Consider the following 25048-nt stretch of genomic DNA (forward strand, 5'->3'; position numbering starts at 1 on the left):
CTGCTTGAATCACTGCCGAATCATTGCCGCGCACCGTACACCGACAGGTAGCTTGAGGAACTGATGGCTGAGAACGAGGGCATGACCCCCAACCAGACGACCGAGAACGCTCCAGCGGTGTCCGGCGACGCCGACGCCAAGCCCGCAGGCACCGATATGACGGTGACCGAACTGCGCGAGTGGCTGCGCAAGTGGGTCGCGGACGCGACCGGCCAGCCCCTGGAGAACATCACCGTGGACCGGCCGATGGAGGAGTTCGGCCTGGCCTCGCGGGATGCGCTGGCGCTCGGCGGTGATATCGAGGAGCTGACCGGGGTCGTGCTGAACGCGACCATCGTGTACCAGCACCCGACCATCGGTTCGCTGGCGGAGCGAATCATCAACGGGGAGCCCGACGTTCCGGCCGAGGCCGCCGACGACTCGTTCTACACCGCGGGATTCACGCCGGACGAAGCGCATGATGTCGCGATTGTCGGGTTGTCCACGCGTTTGCCGGGAGCCGGGGACACGCCCGAGTCCACCTGGGAATTCCTGATCAACCGCGGCGACGCCATTCGCGAACTGCCCGAAGGCCGCTGGGACGAGTTCACCGGCGACCCGCAGATCGCCGCCGCCGTCGAGAAGGCCAATACCAAGGGCGGCTACCTCGATCAGGACGTGATCAAGGGCTTCGACGCCGAGTTCTTCGCGCATTCGCCTGTCGAGGTCGAGCGGATGGACCCGCAGCAGCGCCTGATGATGGAGCTGACCTGGGAGGCGTTGGAGCACGCCCGGATTCCCGCGAACACGCTCAAAGGCGAGCCGGTCGGTATCTTCATTGGCACCTCGACCAACGACTTCGGTTTCATCGCCGCGAACAGCCTGGCGGCGCCGCGCGATCCGAACGTGCCGCTCTCTGCCGAGGCGTACGCGCTGATGGGCTCGTCGTCGGCCATCATTCCCAACCGCGTCTCCTACTTCTACGACTTCCGCGGCCCGTCGGTGGCGGTCGACACCGCGTGCTCGTCCACGATCGTGGCCGTGCACGAGGCGGTCCGCTCGCTGCGCAGCGGTGATGCCGATCTGGCCCTGGCCGGCGGCGTGAACTTGATCCTCGCGCCCATGGCGACGCTCGGCTTCGAGGCCAATGGCGCCATCGCCAAGGACGGCCACCTCAAGGCGTTCTCCTCGGATGCGGACGGTTTCGTCCGTTCGGAGGGTGCGGGCCTGGTGGTCCTCAAGCGTCTCGCCGACGCCGAGCGCGACGGCGACAAGATCTACGCGGTGATCAAGGGTTCCGCCGTCAACAATGACGGCCGCTCCAATGGCCTGCTGGCACCGAACCCGGACGCACAGGCAGATGTGCTGCGCCGGGCTTACCGGGATGCCGGAATCGCGCCGTCCACAGTCGATTACATCGAGGCGCACGGCACCGGCACCTTGATCGGCGATCCGATCGAGGCGGACGCCCTGGGGCGTGTCGTCGGTCGTGGACGTGATGCCGACAAGCCGGCGCTACTCGGTTCGGCCAAGTCCAACTTCGGCCACCTGGAGTCGGGTGCGGGTGCGGCCTCGCTGGCCAAGGTGATCATGGCGTTGCAGAACAACGTCATTCCGCCGAGCGTCAACTATGCCGGTCCGAACCCCTACATCCCGTGGGAGCAGGTGCGCCTGCAGGTCGTCGCCGAGCCCACCGAATTCCCGCGCTACAGCGGCAAGGCCACCATCGGCGTCTCCGGCTTCGGTTTCGGCGGCACCAATGCGCACGTGGTCATCCAGGAGTACGTGCCCACCGCGCCCGCTCCGGAAGCCGCCACCGAATCCGATTCCGTCGCCGAGGCCACCGGACTCGACGCCGAGACCACCGATGTGGTCGCCGAGGCCGAGCGCATCGTCGATGCCGCCGCCCCGGAACCGGAGTGGGGCCACCGCGACGAGCCGCTGCCGCTGATCCTGCCGGTGTCGGCCTACCTGCCGTCCCGTCGCAAGCGCGCCGCCGCCGACCTGGCCGATTGGCTGGAAAGCGAAGCGGGACAGGCGACTCCGCTGGAGAATGTCGCCCGCTCGCTGGCCAAGCGCAATCACGGCCGCTCGCGCGGCGTGGTCATCGCCAAGAACCATGACGAGGCCATTGCGGGCCTGCGCGCCATTGCCGAGGGCAAGCCGGGCACTGGCGTGTTCACCGCCGACGCTCCCGCCGCCAAGGGCGCGATGTGGGTGATGGCCGGTTTCGGTGCGCAGCACCGGAAGATGGGCAAGCAGCTCTACACCGAGAACTCGATCTTCCGGAAGACCGTCGACCAGGTCGACGAGCTCGTCATGGACGAGGCCGGATATTCGGTCAAGGAGCTCATGCTCGATGACGCCCAGGACTGGGATCTGGGCACCTCGCAGGTCGGCACCTTCACCATTCAGGTCGGCCTGGCCGCCATTCTGCGCGCGCACGGCGCGGAGCCGGAGGGCGTGGTCGGCCACTCGCAGGGTGAGGTTGCGGGCGCGTACATTTCGGGCGGTCTGAGCCTGGAAGAGGCCGTGCGCGTCATCTGCGCCCGCTCGCGGCTGATGGCCGAGGGCGAGGCCATGATCACCGATGATCAGGTCCGCAATATGGCCCTGGTCGAGTACAGCGCCGAGGCCATTCAGGAAGCGCTGGCCGACTATCCGGATATCGAGGTCGCGGTGTACGCCGCGCCCACCAACACCGTCATCGGCGGTCCGCCGGATCAGGTGGCCGCCATCGTGGCGCGTGCCGAGGCCGAGGGCAAGTTCGCGCGCGTGCTGCAGACCCGCGGCGCCGGCCACACCTCGCAGATGGATGTGCTGCTGGGCGAGCTGGCCGCCGAGCTGGCGGGCATCGAGCCCACCAAGCTCAAGCGCGATCTGTACTCGACCGTGCACAAGGACACCGTGTACCGCGCGGGCCACGCCCCCGTGCACGATGTCGACTACTGGGTCACCAACATGCGCGGCTCGGTGTACTTCACCAATGCCATCCGGCAGGCCGTGGACACCGGCATCACCACCTACCTGGAGCTGGCCCCGAACTCGGTGGCGCTCATGCAGGTGCTGGGCACCACCTATGCGGCGGGCGTGCACAATGCCGCGCTGATCCCGACGCTCAAGCGCAAGGAAGACGAGTCCGCGGGCGTCATCTCCGCGCTGGCGCAGCTGTATGTGCAGGGCCACAAGGTGGATCTGTTCTCGCTGCTGCCCGCCGGTGAGTACGCGGACGTGCCGCGGACGGCGTTCCTGCGCAAGGAGTACTGGCCCAAGGTCGCCGGTTTCGGCGGCGGCTCCGGGAACACCCGGGTGCCGGGCGCGTCGGTGGCGCTGCCCGACGGCCGCCACGTCTGGGAGGTGCAGGCCTCCGCCGTCACCGACCTGGCCGCGCTGGTGCATGCCGCTGCCGCGCAGGTGCTCTCCGAGGTGACCGTCGGCGCTTCCGTCGCGCACGGCGCGATTCCGGCGACCGGCACCCTGACCACCACGCTCACCCCGCATCCGGGCGGCGCGTCGGTATCGGTGCACGCCAAGGAGGGCAATGCCTTCCGGCCGCTGTTCGACGCGGTCGTCACTGCGTCTCTCCCCGCCCACGCACCCCTGGGTGCTCCGCTGCCGGAATCGGCTGCCCCGCAGCCGGTCGCGGCCGCCGCGGTCGAGGTCGCCGAGACCCCCGGTGAGCGCTGGGATCCCAATGGCAAGCAGACCATCGAGGAGCGCCTGGCGATCATTGTCGCCGAGTCCATGGGTTACGCCGTCGAGGATCTGCCCATGGAGATCCCGCTCATGGAGCTGGGTCTCGATTCGCTGATGGCCATGCGCATCAAGAACCGCGTCGAGTACGAATTCGACATCCCGCAGCTGCAGCTGCAGGCCGTGCGCGATGCCAGCCTGCTCGAGGTCGGCAAGGTGCTGCGCTACGCCATCGAGCACCGCGAGGAGCTGGAGGCCGTGGCCGCGCGCCAGGCCGCCGGTGAGGACATCACCGTCGACGCCGACTTCGTCTCCGCCGCGCGGGCCGCCATGGCCGCGGGCGCCGATCCGCTGGCGGCGCTGCCGCAGGCGGCCAAGGACAAGCTGGCGCAAGGCTCCGGAGATGCGGTGCCGACCGTGGCGGATCGCCTGGATGTGGTGACCGATGACGTGGTCGCCGAGGCCACCGAGATCACCGAGGAAGCCGTCGAGGCCGAAACCGCCACCACCGAAGCCGATTTCGAGGCCGCGCCGCCGGTCACCGAGACCGACAAGGACAATGTCCCGCCGCGCAATGCTCCCGAGCGACTGGTGTTCGCGACCTGGGCGCTGGTGACGGGCAAGTCGGCGGGCGGCATTTTCAATCCGCTGCCGAAGCTCGACGACGAGCAGTTCGACAAGCTCGTCGCACGGCTGTCGGAACGCGCCAAGGCGCAGATCGATCCTGAAGAGATCCGGGCCGCGGAAACCATCGAGCGACTGGCCGAGGTGGTGGCGAGCTACCAGGAGCACGGCGACGATGTCGAAGGCTTCGTGCGCACGCTGCGCGCGAAGGAATCCGGCTCGGATGCCACGCCGGTCTTCGTGTTCCACCCGTCGGGCGGCAACACCCTGGTGTACGAGCCGCTGCTCAAGCGCCTCCCGGCCGGCACGCCGATGTACGGCTTCGAGCGTGTCGAGGGCAGCATCGAAGAGCGTGCGCGCCAGTACATTCCGGAGATCCGCAAGCGCCAGCCGGAAGGCCCGTACGTCTTCTACGGCTGGTCGCTGGGAGCCGTGTTCTCGCTGACCGTCGCCCAGATCATGCGCGCCGAGGGCGCGGATGTGCGCCTGGTGGGTCTGATCGATCTGGCGATTCCGGTAGAGCCGGAGATCAATACGCCGGAGGAGCGAATGGAGCGGATGCGCCGCTACCAGGCGTTCGCTCAGAAGACCTACGGGTTCCAGGGCGAACTCGATGACGAGCAGTTGGAAGAGCTGGCCGCGGCGTCCGATGAGGAGCAGATCCAGATCATCACCGAGCTGGTCAAGTTCGCCGGCGTGAACATCCCCGGCGGTGTGCTCGAGCATCAGCGCACGTCGTTCATCGAGAACCGCGAACTGCAGAAGCTGGAGCTGTCCGACTACGACGGACCGGTCGTGCTCTACCTGGCGGACCGCTACCACGACGGTCTGATCGAACTCGAACCCAGGTTCGGCGATCGCCGCCCCAATGGTGGCTGGGACGAGCACATCTCGGATCTGGAGATCATCCACATCCCGGGTGACCACCTGCAGATCATCGATGAGCCGCGCATCGCGACCATCGGCGCCGATCTCACCAAGAAACTGAACGTGATCAACACGGCCGCGAAATAGCGCCATAGCGAAACGGGTTCTGCGAAAGTAGGTTTTGCCGAAAGGAGTCCAGTTGAGCACCACTGCCGAGAAACTCGCCGACCTGCGCCAGAAGTTGGACATCGCGAGGGAGCCGGCAGGTGAAGCGGGAGTCGCGAAGCGGGCCAGGAAGGGTATTCCCTCGGCCCGCGACCGGATCAATATGCTCCTCGATCCGGGGACCTTCGTGGAAATCGGTGCGCTGGTCCGGAACCCGGGTGACAAGACCGCGCTGTACAGCGATGGCGTGGTCACCGGCCACGGTCTGGTGGAGGGCCGCCCGGTGGCGGTCTTCTCCCACGACCAGACCGTCTACGGCGGTTCGGTCGGCGAGATGTTCGGCCGGAAGGTCGCGGGCATCATGGAATTCGCGGCCAAGGTGGGCTGCCCGGTGGTGGGCATCAACGACTCCGGCGGCGCGCGCGTGCAGGAGGCGGTGACCTCCCTGGCCTGGTATGCCGAACTGGGCCGCCGCCAGGAACCGTTGTCCGGCTTGGTGCCCCAGATCTCCATGATCCTGGGCAGCTGCGCCGGCGGCGCGGTGTACGCGCCCATCAATACCGATGTGGTGGTGGCCACCGAAGAGGCCTATATGTTCGTCACCGGCCCCAAGGTGATCCGCGAGGTGACCGGTGAGGATGTCAGCCTCGAGGAGCTGGGCGGGGCGCGCAGCCAGGCGGAGTACGGCAATATCCACCATGTGGCCAAGGACGAGGCCGCGGCCTTCCAATGGGTGCGCGACTATCTCGGCTATCTGCCGTCGAGCTGCCAGGAATTGCCGCCCATCGTGAATCCCGGTCTGGAGCCGGAGATCACGGAGTCGGACCTGGAACTGCGCGGCATCGTGCCGGATGCCGACAATGCCGGCTACGACATGCACGACGTCCTCATCCGCATCTTCGACGACGGCGACTTCCACGAGTTCGGGGAGTCCGCGGGCCGCAATGTCATCTGCGGCTTCGCCCGCGTGGACGGGCGCAGCGTGGGCGTGGTGGCCAATCAGCCCATGGTCTACGCCGGGGCCCTGGACGCCCGCGCCTCCGACAAGGCGGCGCACTTCGTGCGGCTCTGCGACGCCTTCGAGATCCCGCTGGTCTTCGTGGTGGACACGCCCGGCTTCCTACCCGGCGTGGAACAGGAGAAGATCGGCGTGATCAAGCGCGGCGGGCGCTTCATCTTCTCCTTCGTGGAGGCCACCGTCCCCAAGGTGACCGTCGTGATCCGCAAGTCCTACGGCGGCGGCTACGCGGTCATGGGTTCCAAACAGCTGGGCGCCGATGTGAACCTGGCCTGGCCCACCGCCCGCATCGCGGTCATGGGCGCCGAGAGCGCCGTGACGCTGATCGGCGCGAAGACACTGGAGTCCGCGCCCGAGGAGCAGCGGGCCGCCATGCGGCAGCAGATGATCGACTTCTACAACGCCACCGTGGCCACCCCGTGGGTGGCGGCCGAGCGCGGCTATATCGACGCCGTCATCGACCCGGCCACGACCCGCCTGGAGATCCGCAAGGCCCTGCATGTGCTGCGCGACAAGAAACTCCCGCGCAATCCCCGCAAGCACCACCTGCTGCCGCTGTAGGCGCGCTCGCACCCGCTGCGGCTCGCCGATTGTGGCGAATCGATCGGGTGCATTGGGTGGGTATGAGAGTCTTCAGCTATGAGTAGCTCACCGAAGGCATTGCTCGAAGGCGGGCCGGACGGCCTGAAGCAGCGGATCGTGCCGATTACGCCGCCCGGGATCGAACTGCGGGTGGCGCACGGGGGCGGGTACGAGCGGTTCAAGGTGACGCCCAGGTGGCAGGAGACGCCCGAGGGAAGCCTGCCGGTGTACGAGTGGGTTGCGCACGTCGACGCCTGAGGGCGCCGGCGGATCAGGAGCGTGCGGCGCGGCGGATGGGCTGGCGCGTCGGAATGGGGTCGCCGGCGAGGAAGTCGGCGACCACGGTGTAGACCTCGGCCGGTTTCTCCATGATCAACAGGTGTGAGGTGCCGGGGATGACGGACAGTTCGGAGTCGGGAATGGCGCGGTACATCGCGAGGGTGTGCTCCAGCGATACCGCGTCATCGTCTCCGGACATGACCAGCGTGCGGGCCGTGACGGCCCCGAGGTCGGCGGGGGTGAAGGCGGGCTGGGTGCGGCCCATCTCCAGCAGTTTGGCGGCGACCACCGGGAAGTGGTCCTCGCCGTCGGGGGAGACCTCGGCGTAGCGGCTGCCCAGGAAGCGGATGGTGTCCGCGTCGCCGAAGTCGTCCAGCACGCCGGGCAGCACGCCGTCGTGATGGAAGTTGCCGCTGATCAGGACCAGTCTGCGGACCAGGTCCGGGCGGCGCAGGGCCACGATCAGCGCGACATTCGCGCCATCGCTGTGGCCGACCAAGTGGGCGGGTTCGCCGACCACCTTCTCCAGGAACGCGATGGTGTCCGCGGCCATCTGCTCATAGGAGAAGGGACCCTCGACATCGGGGGTGTGGCCGTGCCCGCGGCGGTCGGTCTTGTAGACGCGGAAGCGGCCGACCAGGCTGGGCATGGCGGGGGCGAACATGCGGGAGTCGACGAAAGCGCTGTGCAGCAACACCACCGGCGCGCCGTCGCCGTGGACGTCGTACCAGGTTGCCACTTCGCCGAGCTGAATGTTCGCCATGGGGAACATCCTGCCGGTAGGGGGCGCGCCACTCACAACGGGGACCGGTGTGGTGTGAGCCTCACCCCGGCGGCGGGTGGAAAGCGCAGCGGCCGCCCGCGCATGGCGGACGGCCGCTGTACCGGTCGGCCCGGGCTCAGACGCGCATCTTGCCGGGGGACCACAGACCCGAGCGGGTCTCGGTGCCGGTCTCGATCTGCGCGGGCTTGGCCGGGTAGTACTGGTCGTACTGCTCCAGCGAGCCCCAGTCCCGGTCCCAGTTGTCGTTCAGATAGGTCGGAATGGTCTTGGAGGCCGCCAGCATCTGCGCGAAGCCGAGCGGGCCGCCGAACTCCTCCGCCTGCCAGGTATTGGTGGAGCTGACCGCGAGCGGCCGGTCCGGCAGGATGCGGTAGTTCGGCGCCTCGGCCACGCCGTAGCGGTGGTCGAAGGGCCGCTGGCACGGGAACTGCAGGCCCACCGCCCAGTCCAGCAGGATCGGCTGGGTGCGGCCGAGGTAGCTGTCGATGGTCTGCAGCTTCGGCACCCGCGGCGGGGTGAAGGCCAGCCACTGATCACCGATCAGGATCTGGTCGCTGGCGTGGATGCGCACCGTGTCCGCCTCGGCGGGCAGCGCGTCCAGCGGCACCCGCAGATTGCGCCACGACGGCGCGGGGCCGATGTCGTAGGGCCGGTATTCGCCCAGCTTGGTGACGCTCCCGTCGGCTTCCTTGTGCCCGTACTCGACCAGCAGCTGCTGGCCGTAGGTCATATTGCCGGTGTCGTCGAAGGACATGATGCGCCCGGCCGCCGAGATCACCACCAGCGGGGAATCCACTGCGCGCGGGGGCAATTCGTACCAGCTGGAGTACATCTCGGCGGGCTGCTGCACGCCGTCCTGCCAGCTGCCCATGACCGGGGTGGTGGCCGGATCCAGGCCGAAGGGCAGGGCCACGGTGGAGCCGTTCACGCCCTCGGCGCCCTTGCCGCCGCCGGTGCCCGCGTTCTCGCCGTCGGCGAAGGCGGGGCCCACGGTCTGGGTGGAGGTATTGCCGGTGCCCGGCTTCACCTCGACGCTGTCGGCGTCCAGTTTCTCGGGAACGCCATTGGGGGAGAAGCCGATCGGGTTCGCCCCGGCCAGCGGGTCGCCGTCCTTGGGCGGGTTGGCCGGATCGATGATCGGGGTCAGATTGCCGCCGTTGGGATCGGCTTCGACCAGCACGTCATTGGCCAGGCCACACGAATTGCCGCCGAGGGCATCGAAATTCGATCGCGCCAGCGAGTAGGCCGGATACTGCGAGGCCGCGCCCTTCACCAGCGACAGCACCTCGAACGCCACCATGAGCGCGGCGACCACGGTCAGCGGAATGGCCGCGAACTTGCGAATCCGCCGCCCGCGCTTGGTCTTCCCGTTCTCCAGCGGTTTGGCGTAGCCCTCGCGCAGCGACTGCCACGCGACCACCGCCAGCGCCAGCCCGAACAGCATGAGCATGAGGGTGTTGGACTGGTAGCCGTGCAGCGAGACCCGCTTGTCGAACCACGGCACGCCGAAGCTGGACACGTACCAGTAGCCATTGATGCCCGAGAAGGAGACGGCGAGGGTGAACAGCAGGCCCGCCAGGAAGACCGATCGATTCTTCCTGGACCGCAAGGCCGTTGCCGACACCGCGACCGCGGTCACCGCCGCCAGCGAGCCCGCGATGCCCGCGTACGCGCCGAAGTGGTGCGTCCACTTGGTCGGGTTGAACATCATGAAGAAGATGGTTCCGAACACCACGCCCATGAGCCGCCAGGTCGGCGCGCTGGCAATGCCCGGCACCTGCCGCCGGCGCAGCAGCACCAGCATGGTGGTGATGAGGCAGAGGATCATCACCAGGAAGGCGAACCGCCGCGACAGCGAGCCGTCCACCGTCTCCACGAACAGGTAGTAGTACCGCAGATAGTCCTCGTACCAGGCCAGATTCGGCCCGGTCGCCTGCCGCACCCGGTTGGCCTCCATGATCCCGGCGAAGGTCTGATCGCCGAAGACGACCACCAGCACCAGGAATCCGGCCGCGGCGATGGGCGCCAGCAGGGCGGTGGTGCCGAATTCCTTGTGGCGGCGCACCACGATGCGAACCAGTGGACGGATACCGGCCAGCAGGGCGGCCACACACATGAGGCCGGTCGGCGCGGCGGCCAGTGTGAAGGCCGCGACCAGCACCGCCACGGCGGCGGGCAGCAGGCGCGCGGTGGCAATGGCCCGCTCGATGGACACCCAGGTCAGCAGCGCGCCGAGCGCCACGATCGGCTCCGAGCGCAGGCCGTTGTCATAGGGCAGCCAGAACGCCAGGAACACCAGGCCGCCGGTCCACAGCGCCACCTTCGAGGTGGCGACCCCGCGACCGAGCCGCGGCACCACCTCGCGGCTGATGACCAGCCAGCACAGGATTCCGCACAGCAGCGCGGGAATGCGCACCCAGGGGCTCGCGGTGGAGATCTCGGCGAAGGCCTGGATGACGTAGTAGTACCAGCCGAACGGCGCCTCCGGCACGCCGAACCAGCGGAAGTAGTTGGCCATGTACCCGGCGTGCGGCGCCACCCGCACCATACTCAGGATGTAGCCGTCGTCGGAGGTGTTGGCGCCCACGAAATGCCACAGCACGAGCGTGCCGATAATGCCGCCGTCCGCCCAGGTCGGCTTCAGCCAGTGCCGCGGGAAGATGCGCCGGTGCCCGCGCCCGTCACTGGTGTCGAGCACCGCCAGCGCGCCCATGGCCAGCAGGGTCAGCAGCACCGCCGCCACAATGGCGCTCAGCTTCAGTGCGGTCGGCGTGGAGGAGAATCGCGAGTCCACGTCCATGTGGAACGAAAGGCCCTCGGGGACAGCGCCCTTCAGGTCGGTGAAGACGCCCACCACCTGCGGCCGCAGATCGCCGAGCAGCTGCCCCTCGACCGGCACGGTGACGAGCTCGCGCCCGCCGTCCGCGGTCGGCTGCTCCACGGTGCGGGTCAGGCCCTCGAACCGCGCGTAGGTCCGCTTGTTGTCGGAGGTGATGGTGATGGCCGAGCAGTTCGCCATCTCCGCGCGCGGGGCCGTCGCCACCACGGCATTGCGATCCAGCACGTCGACGGTGTCGCCCGACACCCGCACGAACATGGCCTGCAGATCGGCTTCCTTACCCTGCGGCGGCGCGGTCGAGAGCAGAATGCCGCCGCGCGGATCCAGCTGGTCCACCGCCGAACACGGGATGGTGATCGCCAGCTCGGTCGGCACCTGCGACATGAGCGGCGCCTGAATACTGTCCAGCGTCCCGCCCTGCGGCCAGTTCACCACCGCGGTGGTCTGCTGCACCGGCAGGAAGGGCGCGGCAATGGCGAAGACCGCCCCCAGCACACCCGCGACGATCGCGATGAGCTTCGCGATTCTGTAGTCGCGCGGCGTCGCCGGTTCAGCGGCTGCCGGGGGATTCGGCTTGGTCAAGACAGCGGAGGCGTCGGGCACGGTTGCTGATCGTAGCCCCTCCGCCTCTCCGTGACTTTGCGCACAGCTGGGAGCCGTCGCCCGTTTCGCACGCGTGGCGGCGGTCGGGTGGGGCACCGATTTCGGGGGTACCCCTGAAGTTACCCGGACCTTGCGAAATCAGTTGTTACGTCCCGTACAAAGCCATTGCTCACTTGGCCCGGATCGGGTCGTCCTTGGCCAGTCCGGAGCGGGTTTCGACCGTCACCGACAGCTTCGCCGGATCGGCGTCGGGAACGTACGGCGTGAACTTCTCCAGCGAGCCCCAGTCCCGGCCCCAGTCGTCATTGAGATACGACGGAATGGTCTGGGACTTCAGCAGCAGACCGGTCCAGCCGAGCGGGCCGCCGCCGATATCGTCCTGCCAGGCATTGGAGGCGTCCGCGCCGACGCGGTCGGGCAGGATGCGCCATTCGGGCACCTCGGCCACGCCGTCGTGGTGGTCGAAGGGCCGCTGGCAGGGGAAGGCCAGGCCGACGTGCCAGTCCTCCAGCACCGGAGCGGTGTGGCCGACAACGGAATCCAGGGTGGCCAGGCGGGGCAGGCGCGGCGGGGTGACGGCCAGCCACTGCTTGGGGGTGATGTCCGGGTCATTGGCGACCAGGCGAATGGCATTGGCGCCCACCGGGATCTGGTCCAGCGGGACCCGCAGGTTGCGCCAGGACGGGGCCGGGCCGATATCGATGGGGCGAACCTTGCCGACATCGCTCACGGTGCCGTCGGCGGCGCGGGTGCCGTATTCGACGAACAGGTCCTGGCCGTAGGTTTCGACGCCGTCCTTGTCGATGGAGCGAATGCGGCCGGCCGCGGTCACCACCAGCACTTTGTAGGCCGGATCGGCGCGCATGCCGTCGGTCAGGTCGAGGCGGTACCACTCGGTGGTGAGCTCGGCGGTGGCCTGCTCGCCCTCGGTGTAGCTGCCCATGACCGGCGTGCGCGCCGGGTCCAGGCCGAAGGGCAGGGCCACGGTGGAGCCGTTCACGCCGGCCTGGGCGGTGGTGCCGCCGCCGGTCCCGGCGCCGGTGGTGTTGGTGGTCTTGTTGTCGGAGTCCTTGTCGACGGAGTTGGCGCCGCCGGTCACGGTCTCCTCGGCGTCGGCGGTCAGGTCGGAGGCCACGCCATTGGGGGTGAATCCGGTGTTCTCCGCGGCCAATCCGTCGGCCACCGAACCGGTCCAGGGTTGCAGGAGCGAATCGGCGGTATCGGTCTCGACCAGCACCTCATTGGCGAGGGCGCACGAATTGCCGGTCAGCGCACGCAGATTGGATTCGGCAATGGAGTAGGCCGGGTACTGGGTGACGGCCGCCTTGGCCAGCGAGGCCACCTCGAACAGCACGAGCACGGCGGCCGCGATGGTCAGCGGCATGGTGGCGAACTTGTCGAAACCGCGCACCGGCTTGGGCCGCGTGTACGGCTCGCGGTAGTGCTGCCAGGCCGCGAAGAGCAGGCACAGCACCGCCAGGCCGAGGAACAGCGTGGAGAAGCCCTTGCCCGCGATCAGCGGCGCCTTGTCGAACCACGGCACGCCGTAGGACGACACGTACCACCAGCCATTGGGGCCGGTGAAGGTGATGGCGAGCAGGAAGAACACGGCCGCGGTGAACAGCGTCCGATTGCGCGGCGAGCGAATCCCGTTGACCCCCACCGCGACCGCCGCCAGCGCGGCCACCGAGCCGGCCAGCCCGGCGTACACGCCGAAGTGGTGGGTCCACTTGGTGGGCGTGAACATCATCAGGAACAGCGACATGAAGATGATGCCGAGAATCCGCACCGCCGGGCCGCGCGAGGTGCCCGGGATGCGCCCGTTCTTGCGCAGCATCACCATGACGCACACGAACAGGCACAGGAGCATGGCGAGAATGCCGAAGCGGCGGGCCAGCGAGCCGTCGGGGGAGAGCATGAGCAGCGAATCCCAGCGCGTGCGTTCGTCGAACCACGCCACATTGGGTCCGATGAGGGTGCGCACCCGCGTCGCCTCCATGATCGAGGCAATGGTCTGGTCCGCGAAAACGACCACCAGCACCAGGCTTCCGGCCGCGACCCCCGGCGCGAGCAGCGCGGCGTAACGCAGCAGCGCCGACCCCTGCCCCTTGGCGCGCTTGATGACGACCTGCAGGACCGGCCGGGATCCGGCCACCAGCGCGGCGATGCAGATGAGCCCGGTCGGCCCGGCCGCCAGCGAGAAGGCCGCGATGAGCACCGCCACCGCCGCGGGCAGCAGCCGCCCGGTGGCAATGGCGCGTTCGATGGAGCACCAGGTCAGCAGTGCGCCCGCCGCGATGAGCGGTTCCGGGCGCAGGCCGTTGTCGTAGGGCAGCCAGACGGCCAGGAACACCAGCGCGCCGGTCCAGATGGCGACCTGATCCCGGCGCACCCGGGCGCCCAAGCGGGGCAGCACTTCCCGGCTGATCACCAGCCAGCAGACGATGCCGGCCAGCAGCGACGGCAGCCGCATCCACGGGCTGGCGTCGCTGATCCGCGTCATCCACGCCAGCAGTTCGTACGGCCAGCCGAAGGGCGCCTCGGCCACCCCGAACCAGCGGTAGTAGTTGGCCATGTACCCGGAAGCCTTGGAGGCGCGGGCCATATTGAGGATGTAGCCGTCATCGGAGGTGTTGGCGCCGATGAAATGCCACACCACCAGCGTGCCGAGCACCGTCACATCGGCCAGGCGGAAGCGCCACCAGTGCGCGGGCAGGAAGCGGCGGGCGCGGCGGCCGTCGGCGGTGTCGAGCAGGTGCAGGGCGATGAGCGCGATGATGGTGAACACCACCGCGCCGAGGATCGCGGCTCGCTTGAGCCAGCTCGGGCTGGAGGTGAAGCGCGCGTCGATCTGGGCGGAAGCCGTTGCGGTCCCGAGCTGTTCGCGGGTCAGATCGGTGAACATGCCGACCAGCTGGGGCCGGTTGTCGCCGCTCACCCGACCGGTGAACGGGGTGCCGTCCTGCCGGGTGACCCCGGTGAACTCGACCCTGGTCTGGTGCGCGTCCGAGTGCAGCGTGAGCGCCGTGCAGTCCTGGACCTCCGCCAGCGGGGCGGACAGCAGCGGGATGAGCCGGTCGATCACCGAGACCGTGCGCCCGGTCCCGGCCCGATCCTCGATCTTGATGACCACGCCCTTGTCGGCCGCCTGCCCCGAGGCCGCCGGGATGGTGGAGAACAGCGTCCCGTCCGGCGCGTCCCGCAGCACCTGGCAGGGCAGGTGCACATCCAGGCTCAGCGGCACGTACGACACCAGCGGGGCGTCGATATTCGCCGTTCGGCCCTGCGGCCAGTCCAGTGTGGGCCGATCCTGCCGCACCGGCAGGATCGGGGTCAGCACCGCCAGCAGGAATCCCAGCAGTCCGGAAACAATGGCCACCAGCCGGATGCGATGAAACCCTCGAGTGTCTGCGCGCACGGGTCCCGACTCTATCGACCGGATCCGATACACCGGTCCACGACTCGGCGTCCGGGCCGCCGACACCTCGTAGGATGGGTGTATCCGAACTGGGCGAGGGGCCGGGCCGGGAGAACGTACGAGGAATCAATGACCGAGCTGCGACCGGGCGAAGTACTCGCCGGGTATGTCATCGCGCGGCGAATCGGGTCCGGGGGGTCGGGCGTTGTCTATGCGGCGCGGCATCCGCGCCTGCCCAGGCTGACCGCTCTCAAAGTGCTCGAGCGCGATGAGGCTCGCGGTGACGACGAGGTATGGCGGCGCTTCGAGCGCGAGGCCGATATCGCCGCGCACTTCGATCACCCGAATATCGTGCAGGTCTACGACCGCGGCGTGGCCGAGGGCCGGTTCTGGATCTCCATGCAGTACATCGACGGCTCGGATGCCGGTGAGCTGCACGGTATCTCGCCGGACCGGGCGCTGCGCATCGCCGCGGAGATCGGCGCGGCGCTCGACTACGCGCACGGCAAGGGCGTGCTGCACCGGGATGTGAAGCCCTCCAATATCCTCATTGCCGATCCCGACAGCGGCCGCCCGGAACGGGCGCTGCTCACCGATTTCGGCATTGCCCGGCTGCGCGACGAGACCACCCGGCTCACCCACACCGGAAACATCTCCGCCACGTTCGCTTTCGCGTCCCCCGAGCAGGTGTCGAGCCAGCCGGTCGGGCCGCGCTCGGACCAATACTCGCTGGCCTGCACGCTTTTCGTGCTGCTGACCGACCGCCGCCCGTTCACCGCCGATACGCCCATCGGCTGGGTGCACGCGCACACCCAGGAGCCGCCGCTGCGGATCAGCGCGGTGCGCCCGGATCTGCCCGAGGCGCTCGACTCCGTGCTGGAACGCGCCCTGGCCAAGGATCCGGAGGACCGGTTCCCCAGCTGCGCCGAGTTCGTGACGGCCGCTACCCAGGCCTACTACGCGGACCCGGCGATGGCGGTGACGGCGCCCGCCCGGCCGATCCCGGCGCCGCCGCCCACCGACAAGCGGCGAAAGCGGCTGGGGCAGCGCCTGTTCCGCAGGCAGCTCCTCGTTCCGGCGATGGTCGCGGCCCTGGTCGGCGCGGGTGTGGGATTCGCACTCTCCCGGCACGATTCGACCCCGCCACCGGAGAGCCTGGTGCCGGGCGAATTCCTCGGCACCTGGCTGGCCACCGAAGGCCAGACCAACTATCGCCTGGAGCTGGATCAGGGCCGGCCCGGCGATCATGTGCTGTCCAGCATCGTGGACGGGGTGCTGCCCAATGGTTCCGCCTTCCACTGCGAGTTCTCCGCGCCACTGGTCGCGGTGCCTTCGGAAGGCGACCGGCTGCTCATCGGGCCCTCCGAAATCATTGCCGGCGATCCGGCCAATGCCTGCCGCGCTAACCGGCCCACCACCCTCAGCTTGCTCGACGACGGGCGGGTGAGCCGGAAAACCGATGTGAGCGGGCTGATTACATATACGAACGCGGACGAGCTGGCGAGTTCCTGGGGTGCGGGGCACGCCGCCATCGCCCAGGCCTTCCCGAGCCTGGTGGGGCAGCTGGCCTCCAATGGCCGCTCGGTGGGCTGGCAGGGGGCGGGTTGTCAGAAGCGCGATCCGGGGCCCGGCGATGCCGAAACCGCGCAGGGCGCGCGGCGCATCCTGTGCAATGCCCAGGACGACACCGGGCAGGTGCGCTTCGACTTCTTCGACTTCGGCACGCGCCCACCGCAATCCGCCGGCGTGCTGTTCTTCGGCGGCACCGCCGACGCCTCCACGGTCACGCATCAGGATGTGGCGGGCGCGCTGACCGTCACCACCGACAGCGGCGTCGATGCCGATCAGCCCGATACCGAGGCGCGCCGGATCCTGACCGCCGTCACGTTTCCCGATGGCGATCCGAGATCTCGTTTCGTCCTGGTGGTGCGCTGGCCGGAGCACACTGTAAATGCGGTACTGAGCGAATGGCTTTCGCGTGCGCCGTTGAAGTAGGAGTGCGGACCATGGCCGACCTGGCACCGGGTGCGGAGATCGCCGGATACGTCATCGTGCGCCGGGTCGGGTCCGGTGGTTCGGGCACGGTGTACGTGGCGCAGCATCCGCGCCTGCCGCGGCTGGCGGCCATCAAGGTGCTCGATCCCAGTGGGGTGACCATCGATCGGGAGGCGTGGCGCAGGTTCGAGCGGGAGGCCGATCTCACCGCGCGCTTCGACCATCCGAATATCGTGTCGGTCTACGACCGGGGCGTGGACGCGGGGCGACTGTGGATCGCCATGCAGTTCGTGGAGGGCGCGGATGCCGAAACTCTCAGGGGCATACCGCCGGACCGGTCCTTGCGGATCGCCAGCGGGATCGCGTCGGCGCTGGACTACGCGCACGGCAAGGGCGTACTGCATCGCGATGTGAAACCGTCCAATATTCTGCTCTCCCCGGCCGAGGACGGCCGCGCCGAGCGAGCCTTGCTGACGGACTTCGGGATCGCGCGGCTGCGTGACGAGTCCACCCATCTGACCCGGACCGGGAATATCGCGGCCACCTTCGCTTTCGCCTCGCCGGAGCAGATCCAGGGCTTGCCGCTCGATCCGCGCACCGACCAGTATTCGCTGGCCTGCACGCTGTTCGTGCTGCTCACCGATCAGAAACCGTTCGTGGCCAATGACCTGTTCAGCTGGATCCACATGCACACGCAGGTGCCGCCGCGGCGCATTACCGAGGTGCGGCCGGAGCTGCCCGCGAGTTTCGACGCGATCTTCGAGCGGGCGCTGGCCAAGAGTCCCGAACAGCGATTCGGGGGCTGCACCGAGTTCGTGAACACCGTGTGGCAGGCGTGGGATGCCGAATTCGGCCGGGCCACCACGGGTCCGGTGCATTTCACCGCCGGACCGGGGACGCGAGCGCCGACGACGGTTCCGGCCCGGCCGCCGAACGAGGCCTTCCGGTCGCCGCGGGATGTCCGTCCGGCGCATCGGGCGCCGCCGCCCGCGCGCGATCGCGGCGGCGGGCGGATGGTGGCGGGGATCCTGTTCGGGGCCGCCGCGATATTGCTGGCCGGGGCCGCCTTCCTGATCACCGTGAAACTGGAAAGCGGTGGGAAGCCCAGTGGCGCACCGATGACCGGTGCGGTCACCAGTGTGGTGGAGACGGGATTCCCGCAGACCGGCAGCACCACGGTCCCGGCGGCCGGCCCGGTCGTCACCGCCCCGCCGGCGGGGCAGGTTCCGGCGGGCTATATCGGCACCTGGTCCGGCACGAGCAGCAGCAACAATGACGATTACCGGCTCATCATCTGGCAGGGGAATCTGAACGAGGTGATCATGACCTCGACAATCTTCCGGGGCGGAAGCGTGCTGTGCACCATTGACTACCGGCTGCTGGACGTGTCCGCCTCGGGTGCCGTCACCGTCGGCGACGGCGTTCTCCAGGCGGGAGTCTCGGGGTGCGTCGTGCAGGGGACGCAGACCCTGCGGCTGACCGATGGCACCATCGTGCGCGATCTGTCCGTCAGCGGCCGGGTGACCTATTTCCGGGTGGGCTGAGCCGCGCTCAGATCAGGGCACGCACATCCCACAGCCACACGCCGTCCACCTGCTGGGCGGGGAAGCCGAGCAGCTGATCCATGGTGAGGCGCAGCGCCGTGCTGTTGTCGGTCGGCGGGAGCACCACCACATCGGCCTGCCAGTACCGCAGATCGGCGAAGGCCTGATCGCGCATGGCCTGGTCGACGATCGGAACCCGGTTGGCGCGCTGCGCTTTCGCCAGCAGGCTCGCCGTCGGGCGGTCGTCGGGACCGTAGCGGCCCTTCTTGTCGGCGCCGGTCGGTCCGACGAAATAGCCGCCCGCGAGCGGGAAGTCGAAGCCGGAGTCGATCTGCCAGCGCAGGGCGCGGGCATCCGGCGGCGTGGGCGGCGGCACGATCACCACCGAGCCGTCGTTGACGTACCGGTTCACGGTGCCGTCGGTGAAGAACTGCGGGGTGGGCGCGCGCTGCACCACCGGCAGGATGGTCGGCGCGAGCGGCAGCAGCGCGCAGGCCAGGGCGGCGAACCAGGCGAGCGGCCGCCAGTCGGTGGCGGATTCGCGCCAATAGTCCAGGGCGCGCTGGGTGGCCACGGCCAGGATGAGCGCGATGGCCGGGATGGCGGCCATGGTGAAGCGCGACTCCAGCACCGTATTCAGCAGCGGCACCGACTCCAGCCACCGCCACGGCAGCGCGATTCCCGTGTCGTCCTTGCCGATCATGAGCGTCGAGCCCAGCGACAGGAATGTGAACAGCGCGATCACCACCGCGGCGGCCCGCACCGCGCGTTCCCGCCGCAGCAGAGCGGTGGTCACGGTGACGAGCAGCAGCAGCGGCCAGCCGAAGTAGGAATTCTCCTCGGTCGGATTGATGGCGACATTCTGGCCGTGCATGAGCATGCCGCCCAGCGATTCCGACGGGAACTGGAACAGCGCCTCGAGGTCATTGCCCATGGGGCCGTGGTCGATCATGCGATAGGACTGCGGCCCGAAGAACTGCCACCACAGCGGAATCTCGGTGAGCGCCACCGTGATCAGGGCCGCCAGTAGCACGGTCGGGGTGACGGCGCGCAGGGCGCACAGCCCGGTGCGCGGGCTGTGCAGGTGGTAGACGAGGGCGAAAACGCCGAAGGACAGCGCGAAGATGAGCAGCGGTTCCTCGCCGAGCGCGATCTGCATGGCCACCAGCAGTCCGAGCACGAAGGCGTCGCGCAGCCGTCGCGCCTTGCGGACCTCCAGGGTGTTGTTCGCCCGCTTGGCCATTCGGATGATCTGCAGGGCGATCAGCGGAAGCAGCGCCAGCACCACGAAATTCGGGTGCGCGTTGGCATGCGAGATCATGGCGGGCGCGAACCCGCAGAACAGACCGCCCACCGCGGCGGCGAACCGGGAGGACACCAGTTCTCGTGAGAACAGCCAGTACCAGGCGAAGGCGGTACCGAACAGGCCGAGAGTGAGGACCAGGACGAAGGTGACGGTCGGCCCGAACAGCAGCGTGACCGGCGTGAGCGGCACGCCGACGCCGAACATGGCGGTATTGGCCATCATGTTCACGCCGTCGGGATAGTTCTGCAGCAGCGTGCCGAGCGGGTTCTCCAGACTCGCGACCTTGTGCGCGGTCACCGCGAAGAACCATTCCCACATGGTCTGGTCCTGACCGCTCTTGATCAGGTACCCGTTCGCCGGATGCCGCCACTGTCCCGAGAGCACCAGCACCGCGAGCGACAGATATCCCGTCGCCGCCACCAGGTCCGCCCGCGCGAGCCGGATGCGCCGGGCGATCCGCTGCGGCCGGAATAGCTTGGGGGAAGCCGTTTCCGGTGCGATTCGATCCGGAACCGCCACTTGCCCCTGTGCCACGCGATAACTCTCCTCTTGCCCGATAAATCAGCGGCCCACGCTACCGGGCACGACTGAGATTGCGCTGGCAAGCAGATGAGTTATCCACAGAAATCCGCATCCATCCACAGATTCCGCCCCGGTTCTGTGGATAAGTGATGCAGATCTCGCTCAGCGCTTCACCGCCGGACGACCAGCGTGAACGGACCGATATCGGTGATCACGAACTGTGGATCGGTGAACAGATCCCGTGGTAGCGCAACTGTGTACCGCTTCACATTCGGGTCATTGGGATAGACGTCCTTCGACAGCCGCAACGTGTACTCATCCCCCGACCGTCGGAACAAGAACGCGTCCGGCGCCCGCCACGGGCAATGGTTCAAGGCGTCCACGAACTCCGCCGAGGTCTTCATCGTGCTCCACCGCTCGATCTCGGCCGACCGCGCCGCGAAGTCGGCCAGCGGATTCGCGTAATGCGAAGTGAGCGCCTGGAATCCGAAGTACGGATAGATCGCCAGGAAGCTCGTATCGGCCGTCAGCACCACACTGCCGTCCGCCGGCCGCCCCGTCTGCTCCCGCAGCTTCGCGTCGATCTCCCTGTAATACGACACCGCTGAAGCCGGTCGCTTGTCCGCCCGCACCCCATCCCCATCGGTATCGGTGTACGCGGTCGTGATCTCCGCATCGAGCACATGCGGAATCTCCTGACTGAACGCGACCGCTCCCACCAGCGCCAACACGGCGACGACGGGCTTGAACCGCGCCGGCTCGTGCAGCACCTGATAGACCGCCCGCGCGCCCTCGACGAAACCGAACGACCCGGCGGCGGCCAGCAATGCCAGCAGAATCGGCTCCAGCCGGAAGGACAGCAGCGTGGTCCCTGCGGCGGTGGCCGTCATGGACAGCAAGCACCACAGATAGACGGCCACCACACCGATGCCGAGCGCCTGCGCCCGCCGAGACGACCCGATTCGCAGCACCAGCCAGATGATCCCCAACAGGCAGAACGCCCCGCGCAGCGAGAACTCCATCATCGGCAGCGGCAGTTCCGACCCGGGCTCCGGCAGGTAATGCAGCGCCGTACCCGAACTTGCCGTCCCTCCGCTGGCCGCTTTCAAAAGGTATGGGGCCCAGACGGTCAGCGTCAGCACGCCCGAGATCGCACCGATCACGATCAGTCGCACTGCGATCGGCCACATCATCCGCCATGGTCCGGCCACTTCTTCCGGCGCGGCCTGGCCCGAATGCGCCGCGATCGAATGATGCCGCCGCGCACGCAGCGCCATGCGCCGATCGCGCAGGACGAGTCCCGCCGCCACCAATGCCATGAGGCAGACCGCGAAGACGGCAACCAAGAAGTACAGCGTGTACACGGTGCCGCTCAGACCCAGCAGCAGTCCGGTCCCGACGACCGCACCCCACCCACCGGCCGTCGCGGCGGCGGGTTCGGCCGGTCGATACAGCGCTCCCCACGCCAGCACCAGCATCGGTCCGAACAACAGCACCAGCACCGCGCTATAAGCCTCCGGCGCACCATAAGCCAAGGTCATCGCCGTGGTAGCCGCAGCCACGGCGATCGCCCAATCGGCCCGAATCAGTTTGGACCACAACACGAGTGCGACAGCGGCGGTCACCGCCAGCCCGATGATCGCGTACGGTTTGAACGCCTCCCACCCGGCCATTCCCACCAGGTTCGCGAACCGCCCGCCGAACCAGAACCACCCCGCCGGGTAGTACGGCGGCAACTCCGCATAATTCATATCCCGCAGCGCCGCACTGTCGGTCAGCCGCGTCAGATACTGCGTTCGAAACTCCTGATCCACCGAAAGCCCGAACAGATACAGCTTCGTGGCAGCCAGCGGCATCCCCAACGTCACCGTCACGAAGGTCGAAATCCCGCCCCACGACAGCAATTTCGCCAGCCACGGCCACCGCCGCACCCGCACCAGCACAATCGCCGCCACCAGCATGGCCAGCGCCACCACCTGCCCCACGGTGGTCAGCGCCCGGGTCACATTGGACGAATTGAACGCAGGCCAGTCCACCATCGAGAACGCCACCAGCCCGATCCCGGCCACGACGGCGGCGACCACGGCCGCCGAGACCGCCTCCCCGACCGCGCCCCCGGCCTGTCGCGCCACCAGCGCCCCCCGGCCACTCGCCTGTTCGCTCATTCGCACTCCGCCTCCGGATTCGTATCCTGGACCGCCCAGCAGCCTAGCCACTCCGCGCCGCCACGAATTGTCACCGCCACCACCGCAGCGCGCCGTTCCAGTCACGCGAACCGAACACACGCTGGTCCCACCGCATCCTCGAGTGTCGACGGACCTCTCCGGCACGGCCGGTGGGGTTCGGGTCCTGTCGCCGCCATCGGCGGGTCGCAGGTCCGGCTTCCACTCCGTTGGGGTTTCAGGGGCTCGCCCCTGAGAGTTGTTCTTCCATACGCGACGAGCGGCGGCCGGGGGCCACCGCTCGTCGGTGTCGAGAGTTGGTTTCCCGCGCTCTCCGCGTTGGGGTTTCAGGGGCTTGCCCCTGAGAGTCCCGAGAGTTGGTTAGATCGGCAGGCGCCGGAAGACCGCGCGCGGCACGTGCCGCAGGATCATCATGACGAAGCGGAAAGCGCCCGGGGCCCAGACGATTTCCTTGCCCTTCTCCGAGGCCGCGACGGCCAAGGCCGCGACGTCTTCCTTGTCGACGGTGAGGGGGGCCTCGTCGACGTGGGCGGACATGCGGGTGCGGACCTGGCCGGGGCGGATGACCGTGACGCGGGGGCCGTGCGGGCGCAGCGCTTCGCCGAGGCCGAGGTAGAAGCCGTCCAGGCCGGCCTTGGTGGAGCCGTAGACGAAGTTGGAGCGGCGGACGCGCTCACCGGCCACCGAGGACATGGCGATGATGCGGCCGTAACCCTGGGCCTTGAACTTCTCGCCGAGCAGGACGCCGACGGAGACCGCCGCGGTGTAGTTCAGCTCGGCGGCGATGACGGCCTTGCGCTGGTCCTGCCACAGTTCTTCGGCATCGCCGAGCATGCCGAAGGCCACGATGGCGACGTCCACGTCACCGTGCGCCCAGGCCTGGTCGATGACCTTGGGGTGGGAGTCCATCTCCAGGGCGTCGAAGTCGATGACCTCGACCTCGGACGCGCCGGCCGCCTTCATCTGGGCGACGGCGTCCTCGCGCAGCGGGTCGCCGGGCAGCGCCGCCAGGATGATGCGGGCGGGGCCCTTCTTCAAGTACTCGGCGCAGATCGCGAGACCGATCTCCGAGGTGCCGCCGAGCAGCAGAATGGACTGCGGATTTCCTACCGCGTTGATCACTGAAGCTCCAGCCTTCGCGCCATATCGGACATGAAAACGCCTGTGGGATCGACACTTCGGCGGATCTTGATCCACTCGTCGATCCGGGGGTACATCTGGTGGAAGGTTTCCGCGGTGGTGCGGGAATCCTTCGCGGTGTAGAGACGGCCGCCGAACTCGAGGACACGCTTGTCGAGATCGGTCACCAGCTCGTTGAGACCCGGCTTGATCGGGAAGTCGACGCAGATGTTCCAGCCGGGCATGGGGAAGCTCAACGGAGCCTGGTTACCCGGGCCGAACAGTTTGAAAACGTTCAGCGCCGAGTAGTGCCCGGAGGCCTGGATGTCGATGATGATGTTCTTGAATTCCTCGACGGCCTCGGTCGGCACCACGAATTGGTACTGCAGGAAGCCGTTCGAACCGTAGCCGCGGTTCCACTCCGAGATCATGTCCAGCGGGTGGTAGAACTGCGTCAGGTTCTGCACCTTGCCGGTGTAGTTCCCGCCCATGGCGTAGTACGCCTCGCCGATCGCGGACAGCGTCAGCTTGTTCATGGTGAAGTTCGGGAAGATGTCCGGCACCGTCATCAGATGCGGCGCGTCGAACTTCAGTGGCTTCTTCTGCAGCCGTTTGGGCAGCTCGTCCACCTTCGCCAGCCGGCCACGAGTAATGGTGGCGCGCCCCAACTTCGGCAGCGGGCTGATCACGTCGAACCATGCGCTCGAGTACGTGTAGTTGGCCTCGCTGCCGTCGCTGTGCGCCGCGATGGTCTCGTCCAGCGTGTGGGTCTTCACGCCGTCATTGATGAAGTAGGCCGTCTCCGTCGGCGCCATCTCTATGGTGGCGCGCAGGATGATGCCGGTCAGGCCATTGCCGCCCACGGTCGCCCAGAACAGCTTGGCGTTCTTGCGCGGCCCGATGTGCTGCACGGTGCCGTCGGCGGTGAGCAGGTCGATGGACCGCACATGGTTGCCGAACGAGCCCTCGGAGTGGTGGTTCTTGCCGTGAATATCGGAGGCGATGGCGCCGCCGATGGTCACCTGCCGCGTGCCCGGTAGCACCGGCACCCACAGTCCGAACGGCAGCGCCGCCTTCATGAGCTGGTCCAGGCTGACGCCGCCGTCCACGTCGACCAGGCGGGAATCGCGGTCGATGCGGTGGATGCGGTTGAGCGCCGGCATGTCGATGACCAGGCCGCCCGAGTTCTGCGCGTGATCGCCGTAGGAGCGGCCCAGGCCGCGTGCGATGACGCCGCGGCGCAGGTGCGCGGGCTTGGAGTCGTTGTCCTCCGCGACCATGGCGACCGCTTTGGCGATCAGCTCCGGGTCACTGGTGGAGAGCACTTCGGAGGTGGTGGGTGCGGTGCGACCCCATCCGGTCAACGTGCGAGTCCGCGTCGGCAGTTCGTGAGAAGAGCCGGTCGACGCTGTGTCCGCACCTTCGCTCGCCGAGCTGTCGGCGGCTTCCGTGGTGGTCTGAGCTTTCGTGGACATCGGCATAGAGACTACAGACATAACCGGACAGCGGGCTTGTGTCGCTCATCGCG

General features: G+C 68.1%; 12 protein-coding genes. 5 read left to right on the plus strand and 7 right to left on the minus strand.

Features of this window, described 5'->3' with window-relative positions; all coding sequences use genetic code 11:
- The first annotated feature begins 63 nt into the window (after positions 1-63).
- From pks13 to ACYQ5L_RS00910, 3 genes are all read left to right on the plus strand, one after another.
- Positions 64-5310: a polyketide synthase Pks13 gene (pks13, locus tag ACYQ5L_RS00900; RefSeq protein WP_459954922.1), complete on the plus strand. Its 5247-nt coding sequence runs from the start codon at positions 64-66 to the stop codon at positions 5308-5310.
- A gap of 52 nt (positions 5311-5362) precedes the next feature.
- A complete protein-coding gene (locus ACYQ5L_RS00905; RefSeq protein ID WP_459954923.1) occupies positions 5363-6907 on the plus strand; it encodes an acyl-CoA carboxylase subunit beta in 1545 nt (514 codons plus the stop codon).
- 78 nt (positions 6908-6985) lie between these two features.
- Positions 6986-7186, plus strand: a complete 201-nt coding sequence (locus tag ACYQ5L_RS00910) for a DUF5988 family protein (RefSeq protein WP_379194003.1) — start codon at positions 6986-6988, stop codon at positions 7184-7186.
- 13 nt (positions 7187-7199) lie between these two features.
- Here ACYQ5L_RS00910 and ACYQ5L_RS00915 read toward each other — a convergent pair whose 3' ends face one another.
- From ACYQ5L_RS00915 to ACYQ5L_RS00925, 3 genes are all read right to left on the minus strand, one after another.
- Positions 7200-7970, minus strand: a complete 771-nt coding sequence (locus ACYQ5L_RS00915; RefSeq protein WP_459954924.1) for an alpha/beta fold hydrolase — start codon at positions 7968-7970, stop codon at positions 7200-7202.
- Between the two features lie 136 nt (positions 7971-8106).
- On the minus strand, positions 8107-11433 hold the full coding sequence (locus tag ACYQ5L_RS00920) for an arabinosyltransferase domain-containing protein (protein ID WP_459954925.1): 3327 nt from the start codon (positions 11431-11433) through the stop codon (positions 8107-8109).
- A gap of 169 nt (positions 11434-11602) precedes the next feature.
- The gene (locus ACYQ5L_RS00925) at positions 11603-14866 is read right to left on the minus strand and encodes an arabinosyltransferase domain-containing protein (protein WP_459963283.1); all 3264 of its coding nucleotides are present in this window, start codon (positions 14864-14866) and stop codon (positions 11603-11605) included.
- A 114-nt stretch (positions 14867-14980) separates the two neighbouring features.
- On the opposite strand from ACYQ5L_RS00925, the gene ACYQ5L_RS00930 reads away from it, so the two are divergent.
- Positions 14981-16846 carry a serine/threonine-protein kinase gene (locus ACYQ5L_RS00930; protein WP_459954926.1) on the plus strand — a complete coding sequence of 622 codons (1866 nt, stop codon included), beginning with the start codon at positions 14981-14983 and terminating at the stop codon, positions 16844-16846.
- An 11-nt stretch (positions 16847-16857) separates the two neighbouring features.
- On the plus strand, positions 16858-18390 hold the full coding sequence (locus ACYQ5L_RS00935) for a serine/threonine-protein kinase (RefSeq protein WP_459954927.1): 1533 nt from the start codon (positions 16858-16860) through the stop codon (positions 18388-18390).
- 7 nt (positions 18391-18397) lie between these two features.
- Here the strand turns inward: ACYQ5L_RS00935 and ACYQ5L_RS00940 are convergent, their stop codons facing one another.
- The 4 genes from ACYQ5L_RS00940 to ACYQ5L_RS00955 all read right to left on the minus strand — a co-directional run bounded on the left by ACYQ5L_RS00940 (position 18398) and on the right by ACYQ5L_RS00955 (position 25001).
- Positions 18398-20230 carry a glycosyl transferase gene (locus ACYQ5L_RS00940; protein WP_459954928.1) on the minus strand — a complete coding sequence of 611 codons (1833 nt, stop codon included), beginning with the start codon at positions 20228-20230 and terminating at the stop codon, positions 18398-18400.
- Positions 20231-20388: 158 nt separating this feature from the next.
- The gene (locus tag ACYQ5L_RS00945) at positions 20389-22383 is read right to left on the minus strand and encodes an arabinofuranosyltransferase (protein WP_459963284.1); all 1995 of its coding nucleotides are present in this window, start codon (positions 22381-22383) and stop codon (positions 20389-20391) included.
- Positions 22384-22761: 378 nt separating this feature from the next.
- Positions 22762-23523, minus strand: a complete 762-nt coding sequence (locus ACYQ5L_RS00950) for a decaprenylphospho-beta-D-erythro-pentofuranosid-2-ulose 2-reductase (protein WP_459954929.1) — start codon at positions 23521-23523, stop codon at positions 22762-22764.
- A complete protein-coding gene (locus tag ACYQ5L_RS00955; protein ID WP_459954930.1) occupies positions 23520-25001 on the minus strand; it encodes a decaprenylphosphoryl-beta-D-ribose oxidase in 1482 nt (493 codons plus the stop codon). Before ACYQ5L_RS00955 ends, ACYQ5L_RS00950 begins: the two co-directional genes overlap by 4 nt.
- Positions 25002-25048 lie beyond the last annotated feature (47 nt).

This window comes from Nocardia sp. IFM 10818 (assembly GCF_054655275.1).

Coding starts and splice junctions, on each gene's coding strand:
- pks13 (WP_459954922.1), top strand. CDS start 64: ATGGCTGAGAACGAGGGCATGACCCCCAACCAGACGACCGAGAACGCT.
- ACYQ5L_RS00910 (WP_379194003.1), top strand. CDS start 6,986: ATGAGTAGCTCACCGAAGGCATTGCTCGAAGGCGGGCCGGACGGCCTG.
- ACYQ5L_RS00915 (WP_459954924.1), bottom strand. CDS start 7,970: ATGGCGAACATTCAGCTCGGCGAAGTGGCAACCTGGTACGACGTCCAC.
- ACYQ5L_RS00930 (WP_459954926.1), top strand. CDS start 14,981: ATGACCGAGCTGCGACCGGGCGAAGTACTCGCCGGGTATGTCATCGCG.
- ACYQ5L_RS00935 (WP_459954927.1), top strand. CDS start 16,858: ATGGCCGACCTGGCACCGGGTGCGGAGATCGCCGGATACGTCATCGTG.
- ACYQ5L_RS00945 (WP_459963284.1), bottom strand. CDS start 22,383: ATGAGCGAACAGGCGAGTGGCCGGGGGGCGCTGGTGGCGCGACAGGCC.
- ACYQ5L_RS00955 (WP_459954930.1), bottom strand. CDS start 25,001: ATGCCGATGTCCACGAAAGCTCAGACCACCACGGAAGCCGCCGACAGC.